This window comes from Sphingobacterium sp. SGL-16 (genome assembly GCF_011043515.1).
Classification (GTDB): Bacteria; Bacteroidota; Bacteroidia; order Sphingobacteriales; family Sphingobacteriaceae; genus Sphingobacterium; species Sphingobacterium litopenaei.
This window is the reverse complement of sequence record NZ_JAAKGQ010000004.1, coordinates 21,044-41,977: the sequence shown is the minus strand read 5'-3', so window position 1 is coordinate 41,977 and position 20,934 is coordinate 21,044. Positions and strand designations below refer to the sequence as shown.

General features: G+C 37.5%; 12 protein-coding genes. 3 read left to right on the top strand and 9 right to left on the bottom strand.

The features are described 5' to 3' along the window. Positions 1-3 precede the first annotated feature (3 nt). The 3 genes from G5B32_RS02570 to G5B32_RS02560 all read right to left on the bottom strand — a co-directional run bounded on the left by G5B32_RS02570 (position 4) and on the right by G5B32_RS02560 (position 4,682). On the bottom strand, positions 4-942 hold the full coding sequence (locus G5B32_RS02570) for an aspartate carbamoyltransferase catalytic subunit (RefSeq protein WP_165289991.1): 939 nt from the start codon (positions 940-942) through the stop codon (positions 4-6). A 26-nt stretch (positions 943-968) separates the two neighbouring features. Beyond that, complete coding sequence (pyrR, locus tag G5B32_RS02565) at positions 969-1,514, bottom strand: bifunctional pyr operon transcriptional regulator/uracil phosphoribosyltransferase PyrR (protein WP_165289990.1); 546 nt, start codon at positions 1,512-1,514, stop codon at positions 969-971. Between the two features lie 141 nt (positions 1,515-1,655). Beyond that, positions 1,656-4,682, bottom strand: coding sequence for a DUF2723 domain-containing protein (locus G5B32_RS02560; RefSeq protein WP_223815203.1), 3,027 nt, complete (start codon positions 4,680-4,682; stop codon positions 1,656-1,658). Between the two features lie 784 nt (positions 4,683-5,466). Between G5B32_RS02560 and G5B32_RS02555 the strand changes: the two genes are divergently transcribed. After that, the gene (locus tag G5B32_RS02555; protein ID WP_165289989.1) at positions 5,467-6,423 is read left to right on the top strand and encodes a ribose-phosphate pyrophosphokinase; all 957 of its coding nucleotides are present in this window, start codon (positions 5,467-5,469) and stop codon (positions 6,421-6,423) included. 150 nt (positions 6,424-6,573) lie between these two features. On the opposite strand, the gene G5B32_RS02550 is transcribed toward G5B32_RS02555, so the two are convergent. Genes G5B32_RS02550 through G5B32_RS02540 form a run of 3 tightly spaced genes read right to left on the bottom strand, consistent with a single transcriptional unit; the run spans position 6,574 to position 12,526 of the window. Further along, the gene (locus tag G5B32_RS02550) at positions 6,574-9,972 is read right to left on the bottom strand and encodes a DUF1080 domain-containing protein (protein WP_165289988.1); all 3,399 of its coding nucleotides are present in this window, start codon (positions 9,970-9,972) and stop codon (positions 6,574-6,576) included. Between the two features lie 8 nt (positions 9,973-9,980). After that, on the bottom strand, positions 9,981-11,246 hold the full coding sequence (locus tag G5B32_RS02545) for a Gfo/Idh/MocA family oxidoreductase (RefSeq protein ID WP_165289987.1): 1,266 nt from the start codon (positions 11,244-11,246) through the stop codon (positions 9,981-9,983). A gap of 29 nt (positions 11,247-11,275) precedes the next feature. After that, positions 11,276-12,526 carry an ROK family protein gene (locus G5B32_RS02540; RefSeq protein WP_165289986.1) on the bottom strand — a complete coding sequence of 417 codons (1,251 nt, stop codon included), beginning with the start codon at positions 12,524-12,526 and terminating at the stop codon, positions 11,276-11,278. A gap of 234 nt (positions 12,527-12,760) precedes the next feature. Between G5B32_RS02540 and G5B32_RS02535 the strand changes: the two genes are divergently transcribed. Then, positions 12,761-13,360, top strand: coding sequence for a 50S ribosomal protein L25/general stress protein Ctc (locus G5B32_RS02535; protein WP_165289985.1), 600 nt, complete (start codon positions 12,761-12,763; stop codon positions 13,358-13,360). A gap of 86 nt (positions 13,361-13,446) precedes the next feature. Then, a complete protein-coding gene (pth, locus tag G5B32_RS02530; RefSeq protein WP_165289984.1) occupies positions 13,447-14,010 on the top strand; it encodes an aminoacyl-tRNA hydrolase in 564 nt (187 codons plus the stop codon). Positions 14,011-14,075: 65 nt separating this feature from the next. Here pth and G5B32_RS02525 read toward each other — a convergent pair whose 3' ends face one another. From G5B32_RS02525 to G5B32_RS02515, 3 genes are read right to left on the bottom strand one after another with little or no spacing between them, the layout of a single operon-like run. Then, entirely contained in the window at positions 14,076-15,875 is a 1,800-nt protein-coding gene (locus G5B32_RS02525; protein WP_165289983.1) for a DUF5018 domain-containing protein, read from the bottom strand. A 16-nt stretch (positions 15,876-15,891) separates the two neighbouring features. Beyond that, complete coding sequence (locus G5B32_RS02520) at positions 15,892-17,781, bottom strand: RagB/SusD family nutrient uptake outer membrane protein (RefSeq protein WP_206366768.1); 1,890 nt, start codon at positions 17,779-17,781, stop codon at positions 15,892-15,894. Between the two features lie 42 nt (positions 17,782-17,823). Beyond that, entirely contained in the window at positions 17,824-20,850 is a 3,027-nt protein-coding gene (locus G5B32_RS02515; RefSeq protein ID WP_165289982.1) for a SusC/RagA family TonB-linked outer membrane protein, read from the bottom strand. Positions 20,851-20,934: the final 84 nt, after the last annotated feature.

The window sequence follows — 20,934 nt, the reverse complement described above, 5'->3', positions numbered from 1 at the left end:
ACCTTAACCTCTCTTTCCTGCTAGCAAGTATAAAACTGCCATGCGTACCGCAACCCCATTTTCAACTTGGTCGAGAATAATCGAATGTTGACTATCTGCTACATCCGAAGTAATTTCGACACCTCTATTGATTGGTCCTGGGTGCATAATTGTAATTTCTTTATCCAGAGAATCCAAGATTTCTTTGTTTAATCCATATAACATGGAGTACTCACGTAATGATGGGAAATACGCAATATCCTGACGCTCTAATTGGATACGCAACATATTCGCCACATCACACCAATTCAACGCTTTCATTAAGTCATGTTCTACTTTTACACCTAATGAAGTGATATATTTAGGAATCAATGTAGTCGGACCACAAACCATCACCTCAGCACCTTGCTTTTGTAAACACAAAATGTTTGATAAGGCTACACGTGAATGCAAAATATCCCCGATGATAGCCACTTTACGTCCTGCTACATCACCATATTTCTCACGAATAGAAAAAGAATCCAGCAATGCTTGTGTAGGATGCTCATGTGCACCATCACCAGCATTAACGATTTGCGCATCTACATGTTTACTCAAAAACACACCTGCTCCAGCGTAAGGGTGACGCATTACAATCATATCCACTTTCATGGCTAAGATGTTGTTGACTGTGTCGATTAGAGTCTCTCCTTTACTCACTGAGGAAGAAGACGCTGCAAAGTTGATGGTGTCTGCTGAAAGACGTTTTTCTGCTAATTCGAAAGATAGACGTGTACGTGTGGAGTTTTCGAAGAATACATTAGCAATAGTAATATCTCTTAACGAAGGAACTTTTTTGATCGGACGATTCAGGACATCCTTAAAATTTGCTGCTGTATCTAAAATTAATTGAATATCATGCTCAGTTAGGTCTTTGATGCCTAATAAGTGGCATGTACTTAACTGTTCTGTTGTTGTTGGCATTTTATTAGTATTTTTCGCTGAAAAAATTATTTCTTTTCCGTAATCAGTACGATACTATCCTCCTTATCTACTTCTTCCCAACTCACGATTACTTTTTGAGAGTCAATTGAATCTACTTGTATTCCGATATAATCAGGCTGAATAGGTATCTGTCTGGAGAATCTACGGTCTACTAAACACAAAAGTTCAATGCGATTGGAACGACCAAAAGCTTGGATAGCGTCCATTGCCGAACGAATAGTACGACCAGTCCAAAGCACATCATCGACAAAAATCACATTCTTACCTTCCACAATAAAATCAATCTGCGTACTGTTGGCAAGTAAAGGGGAATTTCCTTTAAGTCGGAAATCGTCGCGGAAGAATGTAATATCCAACACACCTGTATCTACGTCTTTGCCCAACATCTCTTTCAACTCTTTCGCTATACGATTAGCTAAAAAAATACCACGCGGCTGAATACCGATAATTGCTGAATTCGAGAAATCTCCGTGATTTTCAATCAATTGCTGACACAATCTTTTGATTGTAATTTGAAACTTAGGACCGTCTAATAAAATCGATTGTTTCATTATAGGATTATTTGGACAAAAATAGGCTTTTTTATTCAGAGTTGGAATAAAAAATAGAAAGTATACCCTTTAACTTTCTACTGAAAGACAAAAGAGGATGCCTTACGACATCCTCTTTTATGTTTATTAGTTTAATCCAGTTTATTCTCCGAAGAAATAACCGTATTGTTTCCAAAGTTCTGCAGTTGCTTTCTGCACATCGGCATCTTTGTATTGCTCACCCAACATTTTCAAACGTTGTAAGCCTACTAATGCTAAACGTACATTACGTTCTGCCGACAAATCTTTGATGTATTGATTTGAAGCGAAATAATGCATGTTCTCTTTGATATACGTCAAATTACGTAATGCAATTTCTTTTGCTTTAGCTGATTCCCCTGTCTGATACATGGCATCCAATAACGGAATATAACTCATAGCTTCTCCCATTTGGAAGATTTTCTTTGGAAGATTTTCGTAAGCTTTCAACACTACATCGTGCGCTTCTTTTTTCTTACCATCCTGTAGTAAGTTTTGTGCAGTCTCTCCAAATATAGAACTCAAATAGAATGTTAAATAACGGTATGTATCAGGATCCAAATATTTCGCTTTACTAATATTACCCCATTGGTATTTGTTCATGATTTTATCATAAACCTCCTCCGTATGTTGTACCGCACCTTGTTCCGCATCCTCTACTTTAGTATCTACAGGAATTAGGCGCAAAGCAAAACCTTCTGACACCAAGTATTTATCCAATCCCAAATAGAATTGTTGAGGAGTTGTCGTGGTAAAGTAAATAGGACGTTTCCAATTGTTATTTGCCAAAATAGATAATACCGACAATTCTGCACGAGAAACATAACCCATTGGATAAGTGAATGTCAATGAATCGACCACTGAATCTTGCCAAATAGCCGGAACAGCTTTATTCGCTAATACCGCTTGTTTATCAACTTGCAATTTCAAGTTTTTAGTAGGAAGAATATTAGCACTTTCACCAGACTGTAATGGCACTTTATTCTGTGGATCATCCGAAAGCATTACTTCTAAAGCAGCCTGTAAATCCACATTTCCTGGAATTTGATAATCGTAATAGTAAATCACATCACGAACACCATCTTTAATTTTTTCAGGATCAATATTAATTGGAAGTGCATCCGCATCATTTACTTTTTTCATCATCTGACGCATATACCAATCCGATGACAGCAAGCTCAAATTCACGACACGCACGTCAGTACGCACGCCCTCTACCTCCTGCAAATACCATAGTGGATAGGTATCATTATCTCCATAAGAGAATAAAATCGCATTAGGCGCACAAGACTCTAAATAGTTTAATGCCATATCACGCGAAAGTGATTTCTCCGATCTATCGTGATCATCCCAGTTTTGAGAAGCCAACAATACGGGTGCTGCAAAAACACCTAAAGCTGTAGCTCCAATAGCAGCGGATTTCACATTTACTTTTTTAGATAAGAATTCCCAAATCGCGATAACACCTAGACCAACCCAAATGGAGAAAGCATAGAACGATCCTGCATATGCATAATCACGTTCACGAGGTTGTAATGGAGACTGATTTAAATACAATACAATCGCCAAACCCGTAAAGAAGAACAGCAATAAGACTACTAAAGCATCCTTTTGCTTTTTACCAAAATGCCAGTAAGCACCAATAAATCCAATTATCAATGGTAAGAAGAAGTAGGTATTGCGTGAAGGATTTTCTTTTTCGGAAGTAGACAAATCACTTTGACCCCCTACCAACATATTATCAATAGGTTTGATACCCGAAATCCAATTCCCCTCTAATGTAGAACCGTGACCTTGTACGTCATTTTGTCTTCCAACAAAATTCCATAAGAAATAACGGAAGTACATATGCCCGATTTGATAACCGAAGAAGAATTTTAAATTATCCGAAAAAGTAGGTTTTTCTTCCGGACCCAAACCTAAATATTGTCTATAGAAATTAGCATGTTCACCTCTATCGCTGTAGATACGAGGGAAAATTGTTTCACGATCATAACTATATTTTGTTTTCTTACGCGCTACTACATATTTATCTTTGTCTTTGCGGTATACATTACCTGCATCAAATGCGTCTGTTGGTTTCGCATCGAAATATTTTCCTTTAAATAATGGTTCATCTCCGTATTGCTCACGGTTCAAATAACTTAGGAATGCAAAAGCATTATCAGGATCCGAGTTATTCAATGTGGGATCAGCTTTAGCACGAATCGTAATCATTGCAAACGAACTATATCCGAAGATGATAAATCCTAAAGAAACTAAAGCTATGTTTAGAATAGGTTTTACTTTTTTGATGGAATACCAAATACCGAATATTAATCCACCTACAACTAATAAAGCAAAGAAAGTAACTCCAGTTCCGAATCCCAAGCCCAAGGTATTGACAAAGAATAAATCGGTAAACGCAGCAAACTTAATTAAGTATTGAATGACGCCCCATAAGATAAGTCCTAAAACGACAACACCAATCATAAATGCTTTAAAAGCACCAACCTTAGTAATTTGTTTAGATCTTCTGAAATAAATAACCAATGCAATAGCAGGAATTACCAATAAGTTCAATAAGTGAACCCCTATGGAAAGTCCCATAACATAAGCAATGAAGATTAACCAACGATCCGCTCCTTCTTCATCAGCACGTACTTCCCATTTCAGAATAGCCCAAAAAACCACAGCAGTACATAATGAAGACATCGCATACACCTCTGATTCTACGGCTGAAAACCAAAATGTATCTGTAAAAGCATAAGCTAATGCTCCCACAACACCTGCTCCCATTACTACAATAGTTTGCGTGGGATTTAATGCGGTGGATAAATTAGCATTTCCTACAAAGATTTTACGTCCTAAAGCGGTAATTGACCAAAACAAGAACAATATGGTAAGCCCAGAACTAACCGCAGATCCCACATTCATCCAATACGCAATTTGGGTTTTATCCCCCATCGCCATATTCGAGAAGATGTTTTGAATCATCAAAAACAAAGGAGCTCCAGGTTGGTGAACGATCTGCATCTTGTAAGCAGAAGCGATAAACTCCCCACAGTCCCACCAACTCGCGGTGCGTTCAGCAGTCACGACATAAACAAGTGTAGCTACGAAAGCACAAAGCCATCCCAGCAGATTGTTAATCTTATTGTAATTCATCATATATGTTAATTGCTCTAGAAAATAGATTTGTCAGGCTTCCGTTTATATTTTGAGTAGTTACTCGACAAATCAAGCCAACAAACGGTTAATTGTTTATAAACTCGATTCGAAAATAAGGAATACATTGATACAAATGAATAAATAAATCATATTTTAACACAGCTTTACACTTTTGGAGACTTCAAATGATATAATGGGCATAAACGAATAAAAAATATTGTCCTGAAAATCAACAGAGATACGTGCAGGAAGCAAAAAAAATTTGACGAGTAAAAAAATCAGCGTATATTTGCATCGTCAAACAAGGAACAATGACACAAAAGTTTGATAATGTTTGTCCGATAGTATAAGGGTAGTACGACAGTTTTTGGTTCTGTTTGTCTTGGTTCGAATCCAGGTCGGACAACAAAAGAGAGTTATGAAGAATAGCTCTCTTTTTTGTTTTTATGAAAATTTAAAAAAAGATAAAATAGTGTTTGACATTTTAAACAGAGTTTTTATCTTTGCACAACGAACGAAATACTAGTCTTTTCTAGTAGAAAGGTTCGAGGGATTGTCCGATAGTATAAGGGTAGTACGACAGTTTTTGGTTCTGTTTGTCTTGGTTCGAATCCAGGTCGGACAACAAAAGAGAGTTACAAATTTTGTAGCTCTCTTTTTCTTTTTACGCTAATTCACTAACTAAACAAAGGTGTTTTTATTTCTCACTATAGTCTTTTTATTTTCGATTTCATTTGTCTAACTTTGTCCATCATTCATAAAAACATATAAATACAACAACACCATGCCTTTGCAATTTAACACGGTTAAATTATTTGCAGGTTCAGGAACTCAGGAACTAGCAGAAAAAATCGCCCAATCGTACGGGAAAGCCTTAGGAGAAAAGACACTATCGAAATTCAGTGACGGCGAAATTCAACCGTTCTACAATGAATCTGTAAGAGGAGCTGACGTATTCCTAATCCAATCTACCAACCAACCTACCGACAATCTTTTCGAATTATTATTGATGATCGACGCAGCAAAGAGAGCTTCAGCTCACTATATTACTGCTGTAGTACCTTATTTTGGTTTCGCTCGTCAAGACCGTAAAGACAAACCTCGTGTAGCTATTGGTGCTAAAATGATTGCAAACTTGATCACTGCTGCTGGAGCTAGCCGTATCATGACAATGGACTTGCATGCTGCTCAAATTCAAGGATTTTTCGATATCCCTGTTGATCATTTAGATGGTTCTGTGATTTTTGTTCCTTACATCAAATCATTGAATCTTCCTAACTTGACAATTGCATCTCCAGACATGGGTGGATCATACCGCGCACGTACATTTGCTAAATTCTTCAATGCGGAAGTAATCATCTGTGACAAACGTCGTAAACGTGCCAATGAAATCGAATCTATGTCTATCATTGGTGATGTAACTGGTCAAGACGTGGTATTGATCGATGACATCTGTGACACTGCAGGTACTCTTTCAAAAGCTGCCGCTTTGATTATGGAAAATGGTGCTAATTCAGTAAGAGCGGTATGTACTCACGCTGTATTATCTGGTAAAGCTTACGAAACAATTGAAAACTCTGTATTGACAGAAATGATCGTAACAGATACTATTCAATTAGATGCTGAAAAAGCTAAAAACTCAACTAAAATTAAAGTATTATCTACTGCAGATTTATTTGCTAAAGCAATTAAGAGCGTAAACCAACACTCTTCAATTTCTGACTTATTCGAAGTAGAATAATATCCATAGATATTTGTTTACAAAAGCGGGATAAAATGCAAATTTTATCCCGCTTTTGTTTTATACCTCTTTTATTATATATTCCCGTCAAAAAAAAGGGATGAACATACTGTTCACCCCTAAGAAACCAATTATAAAATATAAAACTAATTACAATTTTTTAATACGAATATTTCTGAAAAACACTTCCGTACCGTGTCCCAAGAAACCAATGTGTCCCTGAGTTTGCTTTAATCCTGGATGATCTTTCTTATCAGCTGTACCATTTTTTGTAGCCTCTTTGATATCTCCGTCTACGATTACTTTTCCATTCAATGTTACTTTAATTTTAGAACCTTGAATACGAATCTCTTCTTCGTTCCACTCGCCCAAAGGTTTCAAAGCTCCGCGCTTAGCAGCAATGATTCCATATACAGAACCATGATATTGGTACGGCTGCAAATTTTTGTATACATCTGCGTTGTCGTCCAATACCTGAATTTCATAACCTAAATAAGCAGCATCCCCTTCGATGGGTGTACGGATACCTACGCCATTGTTGGCCCCAGGAGTTAATTTGAATTCGAAACGGTATACAAAATCACCATATTGTTCTTTGGTATATATGTTCTTACCGAATTTGGCATCTGGATTTGCACGCAAAGAGCCTTCAGCATCAATTTCGTAAGCTGGAGATTCCGTCCATTTATCCAAGTTTGTTCCGTCAAACAGCATTTCGAAACCTTCTTTTTTCTCTTGCTCACTTAAAGAGCACGTTACTTTACGAGGCAATTCTTTTAGGTACACATCACGATACCATACGCGCGAGCCATGTGCTTGTAATTCGATTTGTTCTGTTGGGAAAATTGATTGGTTACGATCCCAATAGTTTTCTAAGGTTACATTATCTACAACCAACTCACCATTCAACCAAACCCAAACTTTCTCCCCTACCATGCGAATTTTGAAGTTATTCCATTCGCCAAGCGGATTATCCGCTACTTTAGAAGGTTTTGATGCGTGTTTTTGGTTATTATACAGACCACCCGAACCGACTTGTGCACCTACATTTGTACGGGAGATATCCCAAATCTGTACTTGAGGTGTTCCTCTCAAATACACCCCTGCATCGGGCTCTTTACCATTTTTGTCTAACTTCCAATCCAATATTAGCTCAAAGTCACCATATTGTTTTACAGTAGCAATATTATCGCCATGTCCTGAAAACACTAAACTTCCATTCTCGACAGACCAACTTTCGCGCATTTTCTTATCCGCATCCGCTTGCTTAGTTGCTAATTCTTTTTCAGACATTTTAGCGCGTTTGATAGGATTTTCTACCAAACCTTTCCAACCTGTCAAATCCTTTCCATTGAATAAAGCAACGTAACCCTCACCTTTAGGCATTTCGGCCAGATGACGGACGATAGCTTCACGCAAATAAGAACTTTCAGAACCCGAAAGATTATTTTTAGCAGATTCTAACCAATTACGTACATCGGTACCAATGAACGATTTGTTATCCGAAGCAATATTCATTACCACATCTGTAGCCGTACCTTTCAAATCATTGTCATTCAAAAATTTGCTAGCGAATGCTAAGGCAGAATACGTACCTGTTGATTTAAGACTTGCTAAAGCCGTATTTTTTTGTCTTGCAGTTTGTGCGAACTCAAAAGCATCTTTCAATAAGATTGTTTTTTGATCATTATTCACTGAACTTGCATTCAATTGCTTGATAAAGCCATTGAACACCGTATTGAAAACAGAAGCATCTTTTTCTTGACGCAATAGTGTCGTCAAGGTTTCCAAAGAAGAAGGATTTGACCAATTTGCTAGTGAGTTGATGGCTGCAACACGAAGAGGATTATCTGTTCCAATATAATTCTTAACGGTTTGCAATGCTTCAGCACTTCCTTCTCCCGCAAAAATTGGGAAATAGCGTGCTGATGAAGGTGCTAATGAACGTGAAATATTAGCAGCTAATTTCTTAACGATATTTTGCTTGTCAGCGTTATTTTGCAAAGCAACAATCGCAGCTTCTTGTACTAATTTTACCTCTTTCTCATCTGCTTCTCCCAATAGTTCGGCTACAGTATTGAAATCGCTATCATTCACCACATTTGGCAAAGCGGCAAAAGCGGCACTTCTTACTGCGCCATTCGAAGTATTTATTAACTTGAATATTTCAGAAGAAGATTGGACATTCGAGCGTTTGGCTAATACATCTAATAAAGCTAATTGTGTTTTTTCATCCGCTGAAGCCAGTGAAGCATTAACCACATCAATAGTTTTCGCGTCATTAGCTGTTAACAATAATGTTTTCAGCACAGCCAATTCTTTCTCTGAAGCAGAAGAAATCTGCTTTATAACAAATTCGGTATTGTTGCCTTTAGTCAAAGTAGATAATGTATTGTATGCGGCAATACGTGAATCTTCCCCTTTTATCTTAGCTAAACTTTTCTCTAAAACTTTAACCGAAGCGGTAGCGTCATTTGTTTTCAAGAAATTTAACACGCTTTCTTGTGCTTCTGGATTTAATTTCACCAAGGAAGAAGTAATATTCTTCATTTCTAAAGCTGTTACATTCGAGCTTAACAAACCTAAAGCAACATTTCTTAAAATCGGATTTTCATCCTTAGTTAAAGCCAACAAGTTTTTGCGCTGCCCTTTCGCATCTACACGAGCTAATAACTCTAACGCTGCTACCTTAGCTCCAATAGCTTTGTCAGCAGAAGCTTCATTATACACTCTGGAAGCAATGTTTTGCGCTAATTTAGTATCGCCATTCTTCGCTAAATTGTTTGCGTATTCTAACAACAAAGCGGAAACATTTGTGCGGTCAAAAGCCAAATCATTTGCTTTTGCTCTAGCATATAGTACATCGTACGACTTAGAAGTACCTAATTTGCTCAATGCTGCATAAGCATTATATTGAAAATTATCCGATTGGTATGTTTTCAATAATTCTAAAATACGGTCTTCTGCATCCGTATTTTTCAATTCGCCCAATGCGCCAATTATAGCCGTAGCTGTTTTTTCAGTGACATTCCCCGCTAAAGCTTTATTCAAAGCGGCAGCAGATTCTTTGGTATGGATAGCACTTAATACACGAGCCGCCTTTTCAGCTAAATATTCATCTGTCAAGAAAGTAGAAACTTTTTCAACAGCCTCATTCTTTCCGCAAAATTTCAACAATTCCAGCGCATAGCCTTTATTGTTATTATCTTTCAATTTGTCCAATGCAGCCAAAATTCCTTTAGCATATTTCTCACGAGCGGCTTCTTTACCTGGCTGCATGACATACAATGCATATGAATTTGTTGCGTATTCAACTGTAGCATTGTCTTGTCCCTGAGAACGTAGTTTAAGTAATAACTGTGCTACATCTTCGGAAGAAAAGTTTTCCAACTCACCCATTGCCAAAAGGAATTTGTTTTTCTCTTCGGCAGGCTGTTGAGCCAATACATCCGCAATTTTGGTTTCTGTTGTACGCCCAGCAGGCTGTTGGGCATAAGATGCTGTTTGCAACAGCAATAATATCGATATAGTATTAAAAATCTTTTTCATAGGTAAAATTACATTGTCCAAGGACCTCTCATTGGCTGATTAATCAATCTGTTTGCTGCTTCATCATTTACAAACTCTTGCTTGTCCGAGTCGAAATGTAAGGTTCTATTCAAACGTAAAGCCGCTAACCCCAAATTCACCAACGTACAGGAGTAATACCCATTTTCTTCGTTCAATGCAAATTTTTGACGTGTGCGCACAGCTTCTACAAAATCTGTCATTTGAGGAGCAGGATCTGGATATTGTGCCAGCTTACGTTCTAAATCTGGAATGTCAGATTTGAAACCTCGGTATAATTTTCCTTTGGGTCCTTCGAGATAGGCTTTACCCACTTCTGTTCCTTCACCATCTAATATAATTTGACAGCCATCCGCATAAGTATAGGTAATCTTACGCCAAGTACCCACCGCATCCGAATGCTGTTGAGGAGCATCAACCTCTATTTTGATAGGACTTTCGCTGTCTTTACCCAAGAAGTATTGAACAGGGTCTAAATAATGCTGTCCCATATCTCCTAGACCACCGCCATCATAATCCCAATAACCGCGGAAAGTAGTATGCACTCGGTGCGTGCTGTATGGTTTATAAGGTGCAGGCCCTAACCACATATCGTAATCCAATTCTTTCGGAGCTTGTTCTACTGGAAGATTTTCTTTTCCTACCCAATAGAATTTCCAATCGAAACCTGTATGCTTGCTGATCGTTACTTTTAACGGCCAACCCAACATTCCTGTATCCACTACTTTTTTGATTTTCTTCACAGGCACATTCATACCGTAGAAGTTGGCATCAAAGCGGAACCATGTATTCAAACGAAAGATATTACCATGTTGTGCAATAGCTTCTTTGACTTTTTTACCCTCACCAATGGTACGTGTCATTGGTTTTTCACACCAAATATCCTTTCCTGATCGTGCCGCTTCAAGAGCCATCAATCCATGCCAGTGTGGAGGTGTCGCGATATGGACAATATCTACTTCTGGATTGTGGATCAAATCTCTAAAATCATGATGCTCTTTAATACCGCCTCCTAGTGCATTTTGAGCCAGCGCCAAATGCCTAGTATCTACATCACAAATGGCTACAGTTTTAGTACCTGCATACCCAAAGTGACCTCTTCCCATTGATCCTACCCCTATCACTCCTTTAGTAAGATGATCGGAAGGAGCCAAATACCCTTTACCCAAAACAAATCTTGGGACGATAGTAAAGGCAGCAGCTCCAATCAATGATTTTTTGATAAAATCACGTCTTGAAGAATTTTGTTTGTCCATATCGTATATAATTAATTGTATAAAATGAGTTAGTTATTCATATTTAAAGTAACCAGATTATTTTTAAAATAATCTTCTACTGTGTATCGCACTAGCCCTTGTGCATAGCCATTGTCATCCAATGAAGACAATTGTATCTCACATTTTTGTCGAATGGCATTCATTGTATATTTATTTAGACTCTGTTGAATTGGAATCGTAATTAAAGATCCCGCTTTAGCAAATTTTCCACTTAACACTACCGCTTCAGGATTTAGAATCTGTATAAGTAACGAAATCGCTTTTCCTAAATTATTCCCCAAGCTGGCAATTAAATCAATCGCATATTGATCACCTTGATTTGCTACTTGAATAATATGTTGAGGTTGAAGATCAGCAAGATTTTTTAGGTTTTTTAATAAGGTCGGAACACCCTTTTCAATATCAGCGCGAGCCTGATTAACCAAATACACTCCGGAAGCGATAGTTTCGAGACAACCTCTTTTTCCACAATAACATAATTCTCCCTCATCTACAAAGACCATATGTCCCATTTCTCCCGAAAAGCCCTCGTTACCCATGTAGACTTTTCCATCGATAATAATTCCTAATCCTATTCCCCAATCCATTAGGATGACCAATACGTTTTCTTTATCCTGTGCTGCACCATAAGCCAATTCACTGATGGCCGCGCCTTTCACATCGTTCACCATCGCAACGTGCTTCCCAAATTTTTGTTTTAAATAGTCTGAGATATTAAAGGAATTGTTACTGTAAAATGTTTGGTTAGTTCCGATTTTAAAATTGATGAGGCCTGGCATACTCAATCCTATTGCCGAAATGTTTTGTTCTTCAATATGTCTATCTTCAAAATATTGGAGTATAACTTGAACCAAATCCTCAATATCGCTTTCTTGTGTACTTATTTCAAATGGATAAGACTTCGGCTCGAACAACACATTATTATTGTTGTCCATCACGACCATGCGCACTGCAAATCGCTCTATTTCCACACACAATACATTGAATATACCATCATTGATTTGATACAGAACTGGTTTTCTTCCCCCAATAGATTCTCCCTTATCCTTAGGCACAAGCATTTTACGCTGATGCAAATCTAAGACCAGACTATTCATTGTAGGAAAACTCAATCCCATGTCTTGAACAAGATCGCCCAACGTCAACATTTCCTTGTCGAATAACGTCCTCATCAGCTTCACTTTATTTAAAGCTGATTTTCGTGTTATCGTTGTCTTTGCTGCCCGAACTTCTTCTAACAAATCTTCTAGTAAACTCATAAAGTAGGTTATACTCAAAAATAATCAAACAAAATGAACAAACGAAAAAAAATTATGGTATAACAAAAACTTTACTAAAAATTTTAATCAAGTCAGCTCTGGGGTTAGCAAATTTTGGTAAATAATAGAAGTCAAGAACTTATATAGTTCCCTAATAGATAAATTAGTAAAATAAGACCTTGAAATGAAAGAATTATTCTTTATCTTTGCAACTCAATTTTTAAAATTATCAAAATGAAATCAATTGCTATTAGCGGTTCTGTAAGACAGAACGTAGGGAAAAGAGATGCAAAAGAATTGCGTTACCAAGGACAAGTTCCTGCAGTTCTTTACGGTGGTACTACTCAAACTCACCTATCTGTATCCGCAGCTGATTTGAAACCAGTTCTTTACACTCCAGATGTAGTATTCGTAGAATTAAACATCGAAGGAAAAACTGTAAAAGCTATCGTTCAAGACGCTCAATTCCATCCATTAACTGATTTAGTTACTCATATTGACTTTTTAGAGTTATTTGATGATAAAGAAGTATCATTAAATATCCCTATTCAATTAACTGGTACTTCTCCAGGTGTTAAAATGGGTGGTAAATTAGTTCAAAAATTACGTAAATTACGCGTTAAAGCATTACCTACAAACATTCCTCAAGTTATCGAAGTTCCTATGGAATCTTTAGAGGTTGGTAAATCTTTCCGCGTAGCTCAAGTTCAATTAGAGAACGCAAAAGTATTAAACAACGCTGACGATACTATCGTATCAGTAATCATGTCACGTGCATTACGTCAAGCAGAGCAAGAAGCTGCTAAAGCTGCTAAAGGCGGTAAGAAAAAATAATTTTTGCTTCGTCGCAAAAATGAAGGGCATCGAAATATCGATGCCCTTTTTTCGTTGCATATAAAATCATTTTTTACCTTTGTAGCATGAATTTTTTGATCGTTGGTCTTGGAAATATAGGCAGTGAATATGCTGACACAAGGCATAATATAGGGTTTATGGTGGCAGATGAACTAGCTAAACAAGCTGGCACTACTTGGTCTCTTCTGAAACATGCCTACTATACAGAATTCAAAATGCGCGGGCATAATGTCTACGTCATAAAACCAACCACCTATATGAACTTAAGTGGCAAGGCCGTCAATTATTGGATGCAACAATTGAAAGTTCCTATAGATAATATATTGGTTATTGTTGATGATCTCGCTATTCCATTTGGATCACTGCGCATCAAACCAAAAGGTTCTGCGGCAGGGCATAATGGATTAAAATCCATTGAAGCTTTGTGTGGAGGACAAAATTACCCTAGACTTCGTTTTGGCATCGGTGATAATTATCCTAAAGGCAGACAAGTAGACTATGTATTAGGACCCTTTGACAAAGAAGAACAAAAAGAATTACCTGCATTAATTGAACACAGTGTCAAAATGGTGCATTCATTTGTTAGCATTGGCATCAACTTGACAATGACAAATTTGAATACGAAATAAGATTTTTTTTAAAATATAGAAAAAGCCACTTTTCAAAGTGGCTTTTTCTGTTTGGAGTATGAATGTTAATTTAATTGATACAATCGCATTCCAATGTTAGTACAAGAGAATAGAGCATATAATTTACCATTGTAAACTGTCATATCTACGTCCATTGTTAAGTTTCCATTTGGATTGGTAGAAGGAATCAAATCGTCTAAAATCGGAGTAGAGAAGCCAGCTACTTCGCCACTAGTAATATCACAGATACGTAATACCGCACCTCTACCTGAAACATATGCAGTGTACGCTAAGTAAGTTCTGCCTTCATAAGCAATAACCTTACAATCAGAGGTAGAAATTCCAGATAATTTAAAATTCTCCGCCAAAAGATTGTTTGTCGAAATAATACCAGAGAATGTATTACCTACTGCTGCTACTACATATCCTGGCTGTCCATTAGGAAGCGGCTCTGCTGCCCAATAGTAACCTAAATTTGTAATAGGTAAAGTTAATTTCTGAGGAGTAGGGTTTAATACGCCATTTTTAACAGTCCATACCAAAAGATCTGTTTTTTGTGCCATACCGATGGTGATAGTTGCATCTCCATCCAAACTTCCCGAAATGCTAATACCCGAAGAGCGTGGCACATAGCTAAATCCAAGACTTGTTTTCGAATAGCTGAAATATGGAACTGGTTTAGAAGTTAGATTATCCCATTTATATACGACATGAGTCGCATCGTTGATACCTAAATCTACTAATAATAATTTGCCTTTTGAATCCGACGCAATTTTTCTGAAACTGTGTACAGCTTTGATATCTGCTTTATCCAAAGTTCCAACATGTTGCCCAGAGAAGTTATAGTAGTTAGGACCTACCACAGTTGGTGCAGTAGCTGAGTAATTTGAAACCACAATATTATTACCACTGAACGCAACACCTACCAAATCATTATCAGGGAAGCCAAATGCACTGTATGCTTTTGTAAATAATGGTTTCAATGATAATTTAGGTACTGCTATTGTAAATTCTCTTTCTACACCATCAGAACCCGTGATTTTTACTTTGTTAGCACCAGATAATAAGTTCAGATTTGTACCTGTGAAACCCGCTTCGATTTTATTACCGAAACCAGCTTCAATCGTCACATTTGATTTTGAGAAATCTACCAACGATGGCACAAAAGGAGTAACCACATTTCCTGTCGATATCTGTACAGAATCAGTCGTAACACCATTAATCGTTAAACTTTTGATCGTTGCTGGTCCTACAATTTCCGTAGTAATAATAAATTCGAAAGGATATACCGTAGCTTCATCTACGCCTTTTACTTGAAAAGACGTTGGATTCGTATAATCTTTGGCCTGACCAGAAACGAAATCTAATAATGTACCGTTCAAGAATTCCATCGTTACTTTCAAGTTTTTCAAGTTTGTACCTTGAGGTACTTGAACGATTAAGGAATTGCTACTGGAATGAATGTCAGAAGCTGGAATGTTTAATCCTTCAATAATAAAAGTAGATAACAATGGAGCCGATACAATTTTCAATGTTGTATTTGCATTTTTTCCATTAAGACCTTCCAGAGATACATTGATAGGTTTGCGTACATCGTATTCTTTGTTGTTCTCAAAATCGGTTACTGAGCCATTCACCACCAACAATTCCACTTTCACATTCGAAAGATCACGACCTGCCGGAAGTGTTACTACCGTTTGGTCTTCAGAATAAGTCGGCGTATACAATTGATTATCCACTTTTACACCGACGATTTTAACATCTTGGTATTCGCGGGACAATTCATTTTCTTTTGAACAGGATGATGCTATGAAAAGCATCACCAGTCCAAATAAAAAACTATTAATATTTAATATCGTTTTCATAAAATAATCTTAAAAATTAGTTACCATAACCAGGGTTTTGCGTCAACCAAGGGCATTTGTTAATTTCCGTTTGCGGAATTGGCCACAAATAGAATTTATCTTCCCATGTTCTGCTTCTATCTCTTACACGAAGTTTTGCTGCATATGCTGCATAGCTAGCCACATCATTCAGATCTCTTTCTGAACCAGTACCTCCGTAAGAAGGAACCATATCCGGTGTAACCTGTGTGTAACCATCAGGATATGTTTGACCTGCTACTACACCTGTTGCTAATGGATAACCGTACGTAGGTTCAGCATTTTGGATGCCACCTAATCTCCATCTACGCATATCAAAGAAATAAAGTGATTCTTTAATTAGCTCAACTTTACGTTCTCTTCGTACAATCTGACGCATTTTTGCTTCGTTACCTGCACGTGATGGATCAGCCTGTAAAATTCCTGGCATACCTACACGAGCACGTACTTGGTCAATTGCATTTACCACTGTAGCATCCATTTCACCCATCTCAATTTTTGCTTCTGCATAGTTTAATAATACTTCTGCATAGCGCATCAGAATGATATTATATGTTGGGATAGCTGAACCTTCATCATCAAAATGATTGTACTTACGCCATGCATAGCCTACCCCACTTTGTACATATCCGTATTGAGCTACCGAACCAGTATAATCTGTATTGGTAACCATTTTCTCATTGCCTGCAGCATCCCAAGATTTGGTTTCAGGTTTATACAATTCCATTAAGAATTTTAATTTGTTGCTACCTGTATTACCGATAATAGTATCTTGGTGTGTGTAGATTGTATATTTCAAACGAGGGTCACGGTTTACAAAAGGCTTTTTAGGATCGTAACCTGAGTTAGCTTCATCAATACGCTTACCGTTGATTGTTTCGTAGGTATCCACCAATTGTTGCGTAGGGAAACGACCACTTTGACCAATCATACGCACCTGCTCACCTAACGACATATAGTGTGTACTCTTATCACCAAAGTCAGAAAACATCATGAAGAACATGTTTTCTCCTTTTACCTCAGGCTTCATTTGACCAACACGAGTGAACAAATCATTATAGTTTGGAGCTAATGTCCTACCGCCTTCGTCAATCACACGTTTTGCAGCTTCAGCAGAAATTCTGAAGTATTCTGTAGCTTTTGCTGCATCTTTCTTCGCGTCTAAGCCATGTCCAAATTTATTCCATGATCCTGCATATAAGGCAATACGCGATTTTAAGCCTAAAGCTACTGCTTTGTCTACACGTCCCCACTCATTGCTCTTCCAAGGCAATACAGCAGCAGCCTCATCCAAATCTTGGATAATAGCATCTACCACTTCTTGCCAAGGTTGACGTGTTGCGTTACGCAATTCTTCATCCGTCACAGGTTTTGTGAAGTAAGGTACATCGCCAAACAAACTTACCAACTGCATATTGTAATGTGCTCTCAATACTTTTACCTCTGCCAACAATACCTTTGAATTGTCATTCAACTGATTGATATAAGGCTCAGCTCCTGATAATACCGTATTACAACGCGCTACAGAAGTGTATAAGGTAGACCATATAAATTCAATAGTGAAATTAGAACGTAAATCTAAAGTCCCAGCGCCTATAGAAGCATTATCGGCACGCTCAATTCCGAAAGGCGTATACATATCCCAAAGAATTGACAATGGAATATTACTACTGCTACTGCTGGTATGATTCATTTTCAGACGTTGGTAACATCCGTTTGCACCCTGCTTAATAGCACCTTCATTGTTGTAAAAATTGGAAGATAAGTAATCACTTAAAGGTTCCTTATCCAAGTAGTTGCTACATCCTATAGTAGTTGCACCCAAGACACCCATACTACAGATAGCGAAAATATATTTTTTGAACGTTTTGTTTCTTATTAGTTTCATAATACACGGTTTTAAAATCAAAATCCAGTCTGTTTTTTAGGTTTAAAACTTGAAGTCCACGCCTAATGTATAGGTCTGCATAACAGGATAAAATTCTCCACCTACGCTACCTGAGTAAGAAACCTCAGGATCATATCCTTTATAGAAATTGCTCTTCGTAAATAAGTTTTGACCACTTACATATACGCGAAGGTTACTGAAGTTTGCTTTTTTCAAGATAGAGTTCGGGAAGTTGTATCCTAAAACCACATTTTTCAATCGCATATATGAACCATCTTTCACCCATTTGTCCGATCTTACGAAGTTGTCTGCTGAGTTTGCTTCAGGAACCAAAATCGGATAAGCTGCATTTGGATTTTCTGGTGTCCAATAATCCAATTGGTGTCTGAATAAATTGGAACCATTAGCAAAAGGCTTCAAACCTACACCACTCATGAAAGTAGAACGCTCGCCCACACCTTGGATGAATGTTGTTAAATCGAAGTTTTTGTAGGCTAAATTGATATTAACACCGTATTCGTAGTGCGGAAATGGATCACCTAAATAAACTTGATCTCTAGAATCAATTAATTTAGGGTCTATGCCTTCACCTTCAAAGATTTTCTTGTATTTAATATAACCAGGACGTGCTGCGTTACTCAATTTTGGAGAGCTATTTACATCATCCCAATCTTGGTAATAACCGTCTGACAAATACCCCCAAATACCATTATTTGGATAACCTTCCATCATGGATTTATCTTGAGAATTTAAACCATTAAGGTTAGTGATTTTATTACGGTTATCGCTTACTGAAACAGTTACATTGTATTTGAAATCGTTGATTTGGTTTTTGTACGCCAAAGCTATTTCCCAACCTTTGTTCTCCATATCACCTGCATTAGTGTACGCTGGTTGCATACCTGCATAGTATGGAAGCGCAAAAGTCAACAACATATCATAGATATTCTTAACATAGTAATCTGCTGTCAACGACAATTTGTTGCTCAACACATTTAAATCTAAACCAACGTTGTATTGTTCTGATTTTTCCCAGCTGATATTGCTATTAGACAATGTTGTTTGTGCAACACCTGGTACTAACTCTTTGCCATCACCTAAATAATAACCATAACCTGTATTGATAGTAGCCGTGTAAGGATAGTTACCAATCTCTTGGTTACCCAATAATCCGTATGAAGCTCTTAATTTCAAGAAATTAATCACACCTGAAGTTTTTTCCATAAACGATTCTTTCGAAATTACCCAACCTGCAGAAATTGAGGGGAAGAAACCCCATCTGTTTTCAGGAGTAAAACGTGATGAACCATCGTAACGACCTGATGCTTCTACCAAATATTTATCATCAAAAGTATAATTCACACGAGCATAACCTGACTGCATCGCCCAGCTGCTGGCACCACCACCTGAAGTAGCTGTTGCACCATCCCCATTATCCAAATAATATCTTTCTAAATCAAAACCTTGTTTGCTTCCGAAGAATGAAGTAGAATTGTGATCTTCAGCTTGGAAACCCACCAAGAATTTTGCGAAGTGATTACCTACTGATTTCTCGTAAGAAGCTTGTGTACGGTAATAGTTTCGGATAGTTTGGCTCCAGCTTTCTGTTAAGTTATCTTGTGCTGGATAAATACCTAATAAATTACCACGAAGAGATGTTTTGTAAGGTAAGATTAAGTTTGTATTTCTACCTTCCACTCTACGGTTAGAATATTGACCTATTAATTCCAATCCTTCAACTGGATTAATAGTTACTGATCCGTTCAACACTCTTTCATTCGTACGCGCATTTTTTGTACCACTCGCATACGCTAAAGCAGTAGGATTGTCACCATTTTTACCGTATCCCCAATATCCATCTAACTCTCTGGCTGCAGATAATGTAGGCAACATGTATAATGATTTGTTGATAATGCTTTTTGGCGTACTAGCACCTGGCTCTAAAGTTTTAGATTCACGAACAATAGTATTTAATCCCAAAGTCATCCAAGGCAATACTTTAGCATCCGCGTTTAATTGCACATTTAGACGGTCAAAATTATTATTAGGAATTAGACCATCTTGTTTCAAGTAGGAACCTGAACCGAAGAAAGTCAACTTGTCGCTACCTCCTGCGATGGAAAGGTTATGGTTGTGCATCAACGAGAAATCTTCTACTGTTTCCGCTTTCCAGTCTGTATCGTAGCGATTCCAGTTATCTGGTTTATATTTCTTTTGATCTTCGATCAATTGTATTTGCTGTTCACGTTGACTTGGTGATACCGAGATACCCGCATTGTCCCAAGCGTCTAATTCAGCTTGCAAATATTCGTAAGCTGATACTACATCAGGCATACTTGTAGGTCTTTGCATCATCGCATAACCGCTGTACGAAGTTGTGATTTTGCCAGCAGCACCTTTTTTAGTGGTTATCAAGATTACACCATTTGATGCTCTTGAACCGTAGATAGAAGCAGAAGCAGCATCTTTCAATACGGAAATTGATTCCACCGCATTCATATCTACTTGATTGATGTCCATTTCAATACCATCGACCAACACCAATGGTGAACTAGATGAGTTAATAGAGCCAATACCACGTATACGGATTGAACCGCCGTCAGCACCTGGTTGTCCCGAAGTTTGCTGAATGGTCACACCGGGCATTTTCCCTTGTAAAGCATTCGAAAGAGATGCTACATTTCTTTCTTTTAGCTCGGTACCGGAAATAGCAGAAACAGCCCCTGTTAAGGTGGCTTTCTTTTGTCTACTGTAACCTACGACTACTGTTTCTTCTAAATCGATAGACACTTCTTCTAACTCGACTTCAAGAAACGATTGACCTGTTAACAAAACTGACTTTTTGTTGTAACCAATTAAATTAAACACCAAAGTTTCATTTTTTGATACGCTAATTGAGAACTCCCCCTTCTCATTGGTACTTGTTCCTCTCGAGGAACCTTCTACAAGAACACTCACGCCTGATACCTTATTTCCTTTGTGTTTTACAACACCTTTCAACATGATATCTTGCGCAAATACAGTAATCCCTGTAAATAGTGCTAGGATTAATAAGACACTGTTTTTCATTTGAGATACATTAATTTAGATAATTTGGTTTTGATAAATTGTTATCATAGTTTAGTTGGAATTTCTGAATGAATAAAGCAGACA

Excerpts from the sequence above, each read along its gene's own strand:
- G5B32_RS02555 (WP_165289989.1), top strand. The coding sequence starts at position 5,467 with ATGCCTTTGCAATTTAACACGGTTAAATTATTTGCAGGTTCAGGAACT.
- G5B32_RS02540 (WP_165289986.1), bottom strand. The coding sequence starts at position 12,526 with ATGAGTTTACTAGAAGATTTGTTAGAAGAAGTTCGGGCAGCAAAGACA.
- G5B32_RS02515 (WP_165289982.1), bottom strand. The coding sequence starts at position 20,850 with ATGAAAAACAGTGTCTTATTAATCCTAGCACTATTTACAGGGATTACT.
- G5B32_RS02570 (WP_165289991.1), bottom strand. The coding sequence starts at position 942 with ATGCCAACAACAACAGAACAGTTAAGTACATGCCACTTATTAGGCATC.
- G5B32_RS02545 (WP_165289987.1), bottom strand. The coding sequence starts at position 11,246 with ATGGACAAACAAAATTCTTCAAGACGTGATTTTATCAAAAAATCATTG.
- G5B32_RS02525 (WP_165289983.1), bottom strand. The coding sequence starts at position 15,875 with ATGAAAACGATATTAAATATTAATAGTTTTTTATTTGGACTGGTGATG.
- G5B32_RS02535 (WP_165289985.1), top strand. The coding sequence starts at position 12,761 with ATGAAATCAATTGCTATTAGCGGTTCTGTAAGACAGAACGTAGGGAAA.
- G5B32_RS02520 (WP_206366768.1), bottom strand. The coding sequence starts at position 17,781 with ATGAAACTAATAAGAAACAAAACGTTCAAAAAATATATTTTCGCTATC.
- G5B32_RS02560 (WP_223815203.1), bottom strand. The coding sequence starts at position 4,682 with ATGATGAATTACAATAAGATTAACAATCTGCTGGGATGGCTTTGTGCT.
- pyrR (WP_165289990.1), bottom strand. The coding sequence starts at position 1,514 with ATGAAACAATCGATTTTATTAGACGGTCCTAAGTTTCAAATTACAATC.
- pth (WP_165289984.1), top strand. The coding sequence starts at position 13,447 with ATGAATTTTTTGATCGTTGGTCTTGGAAATATAGGCAGTGAATATGCT.
- G5B32_RS02550 (WP_165289988.1), bottom strand. The coding sequence starts at position 9,972 with ATGAAAAAGATTTTTAATACTATATCGATATTATTGCTGTTGCAAACA.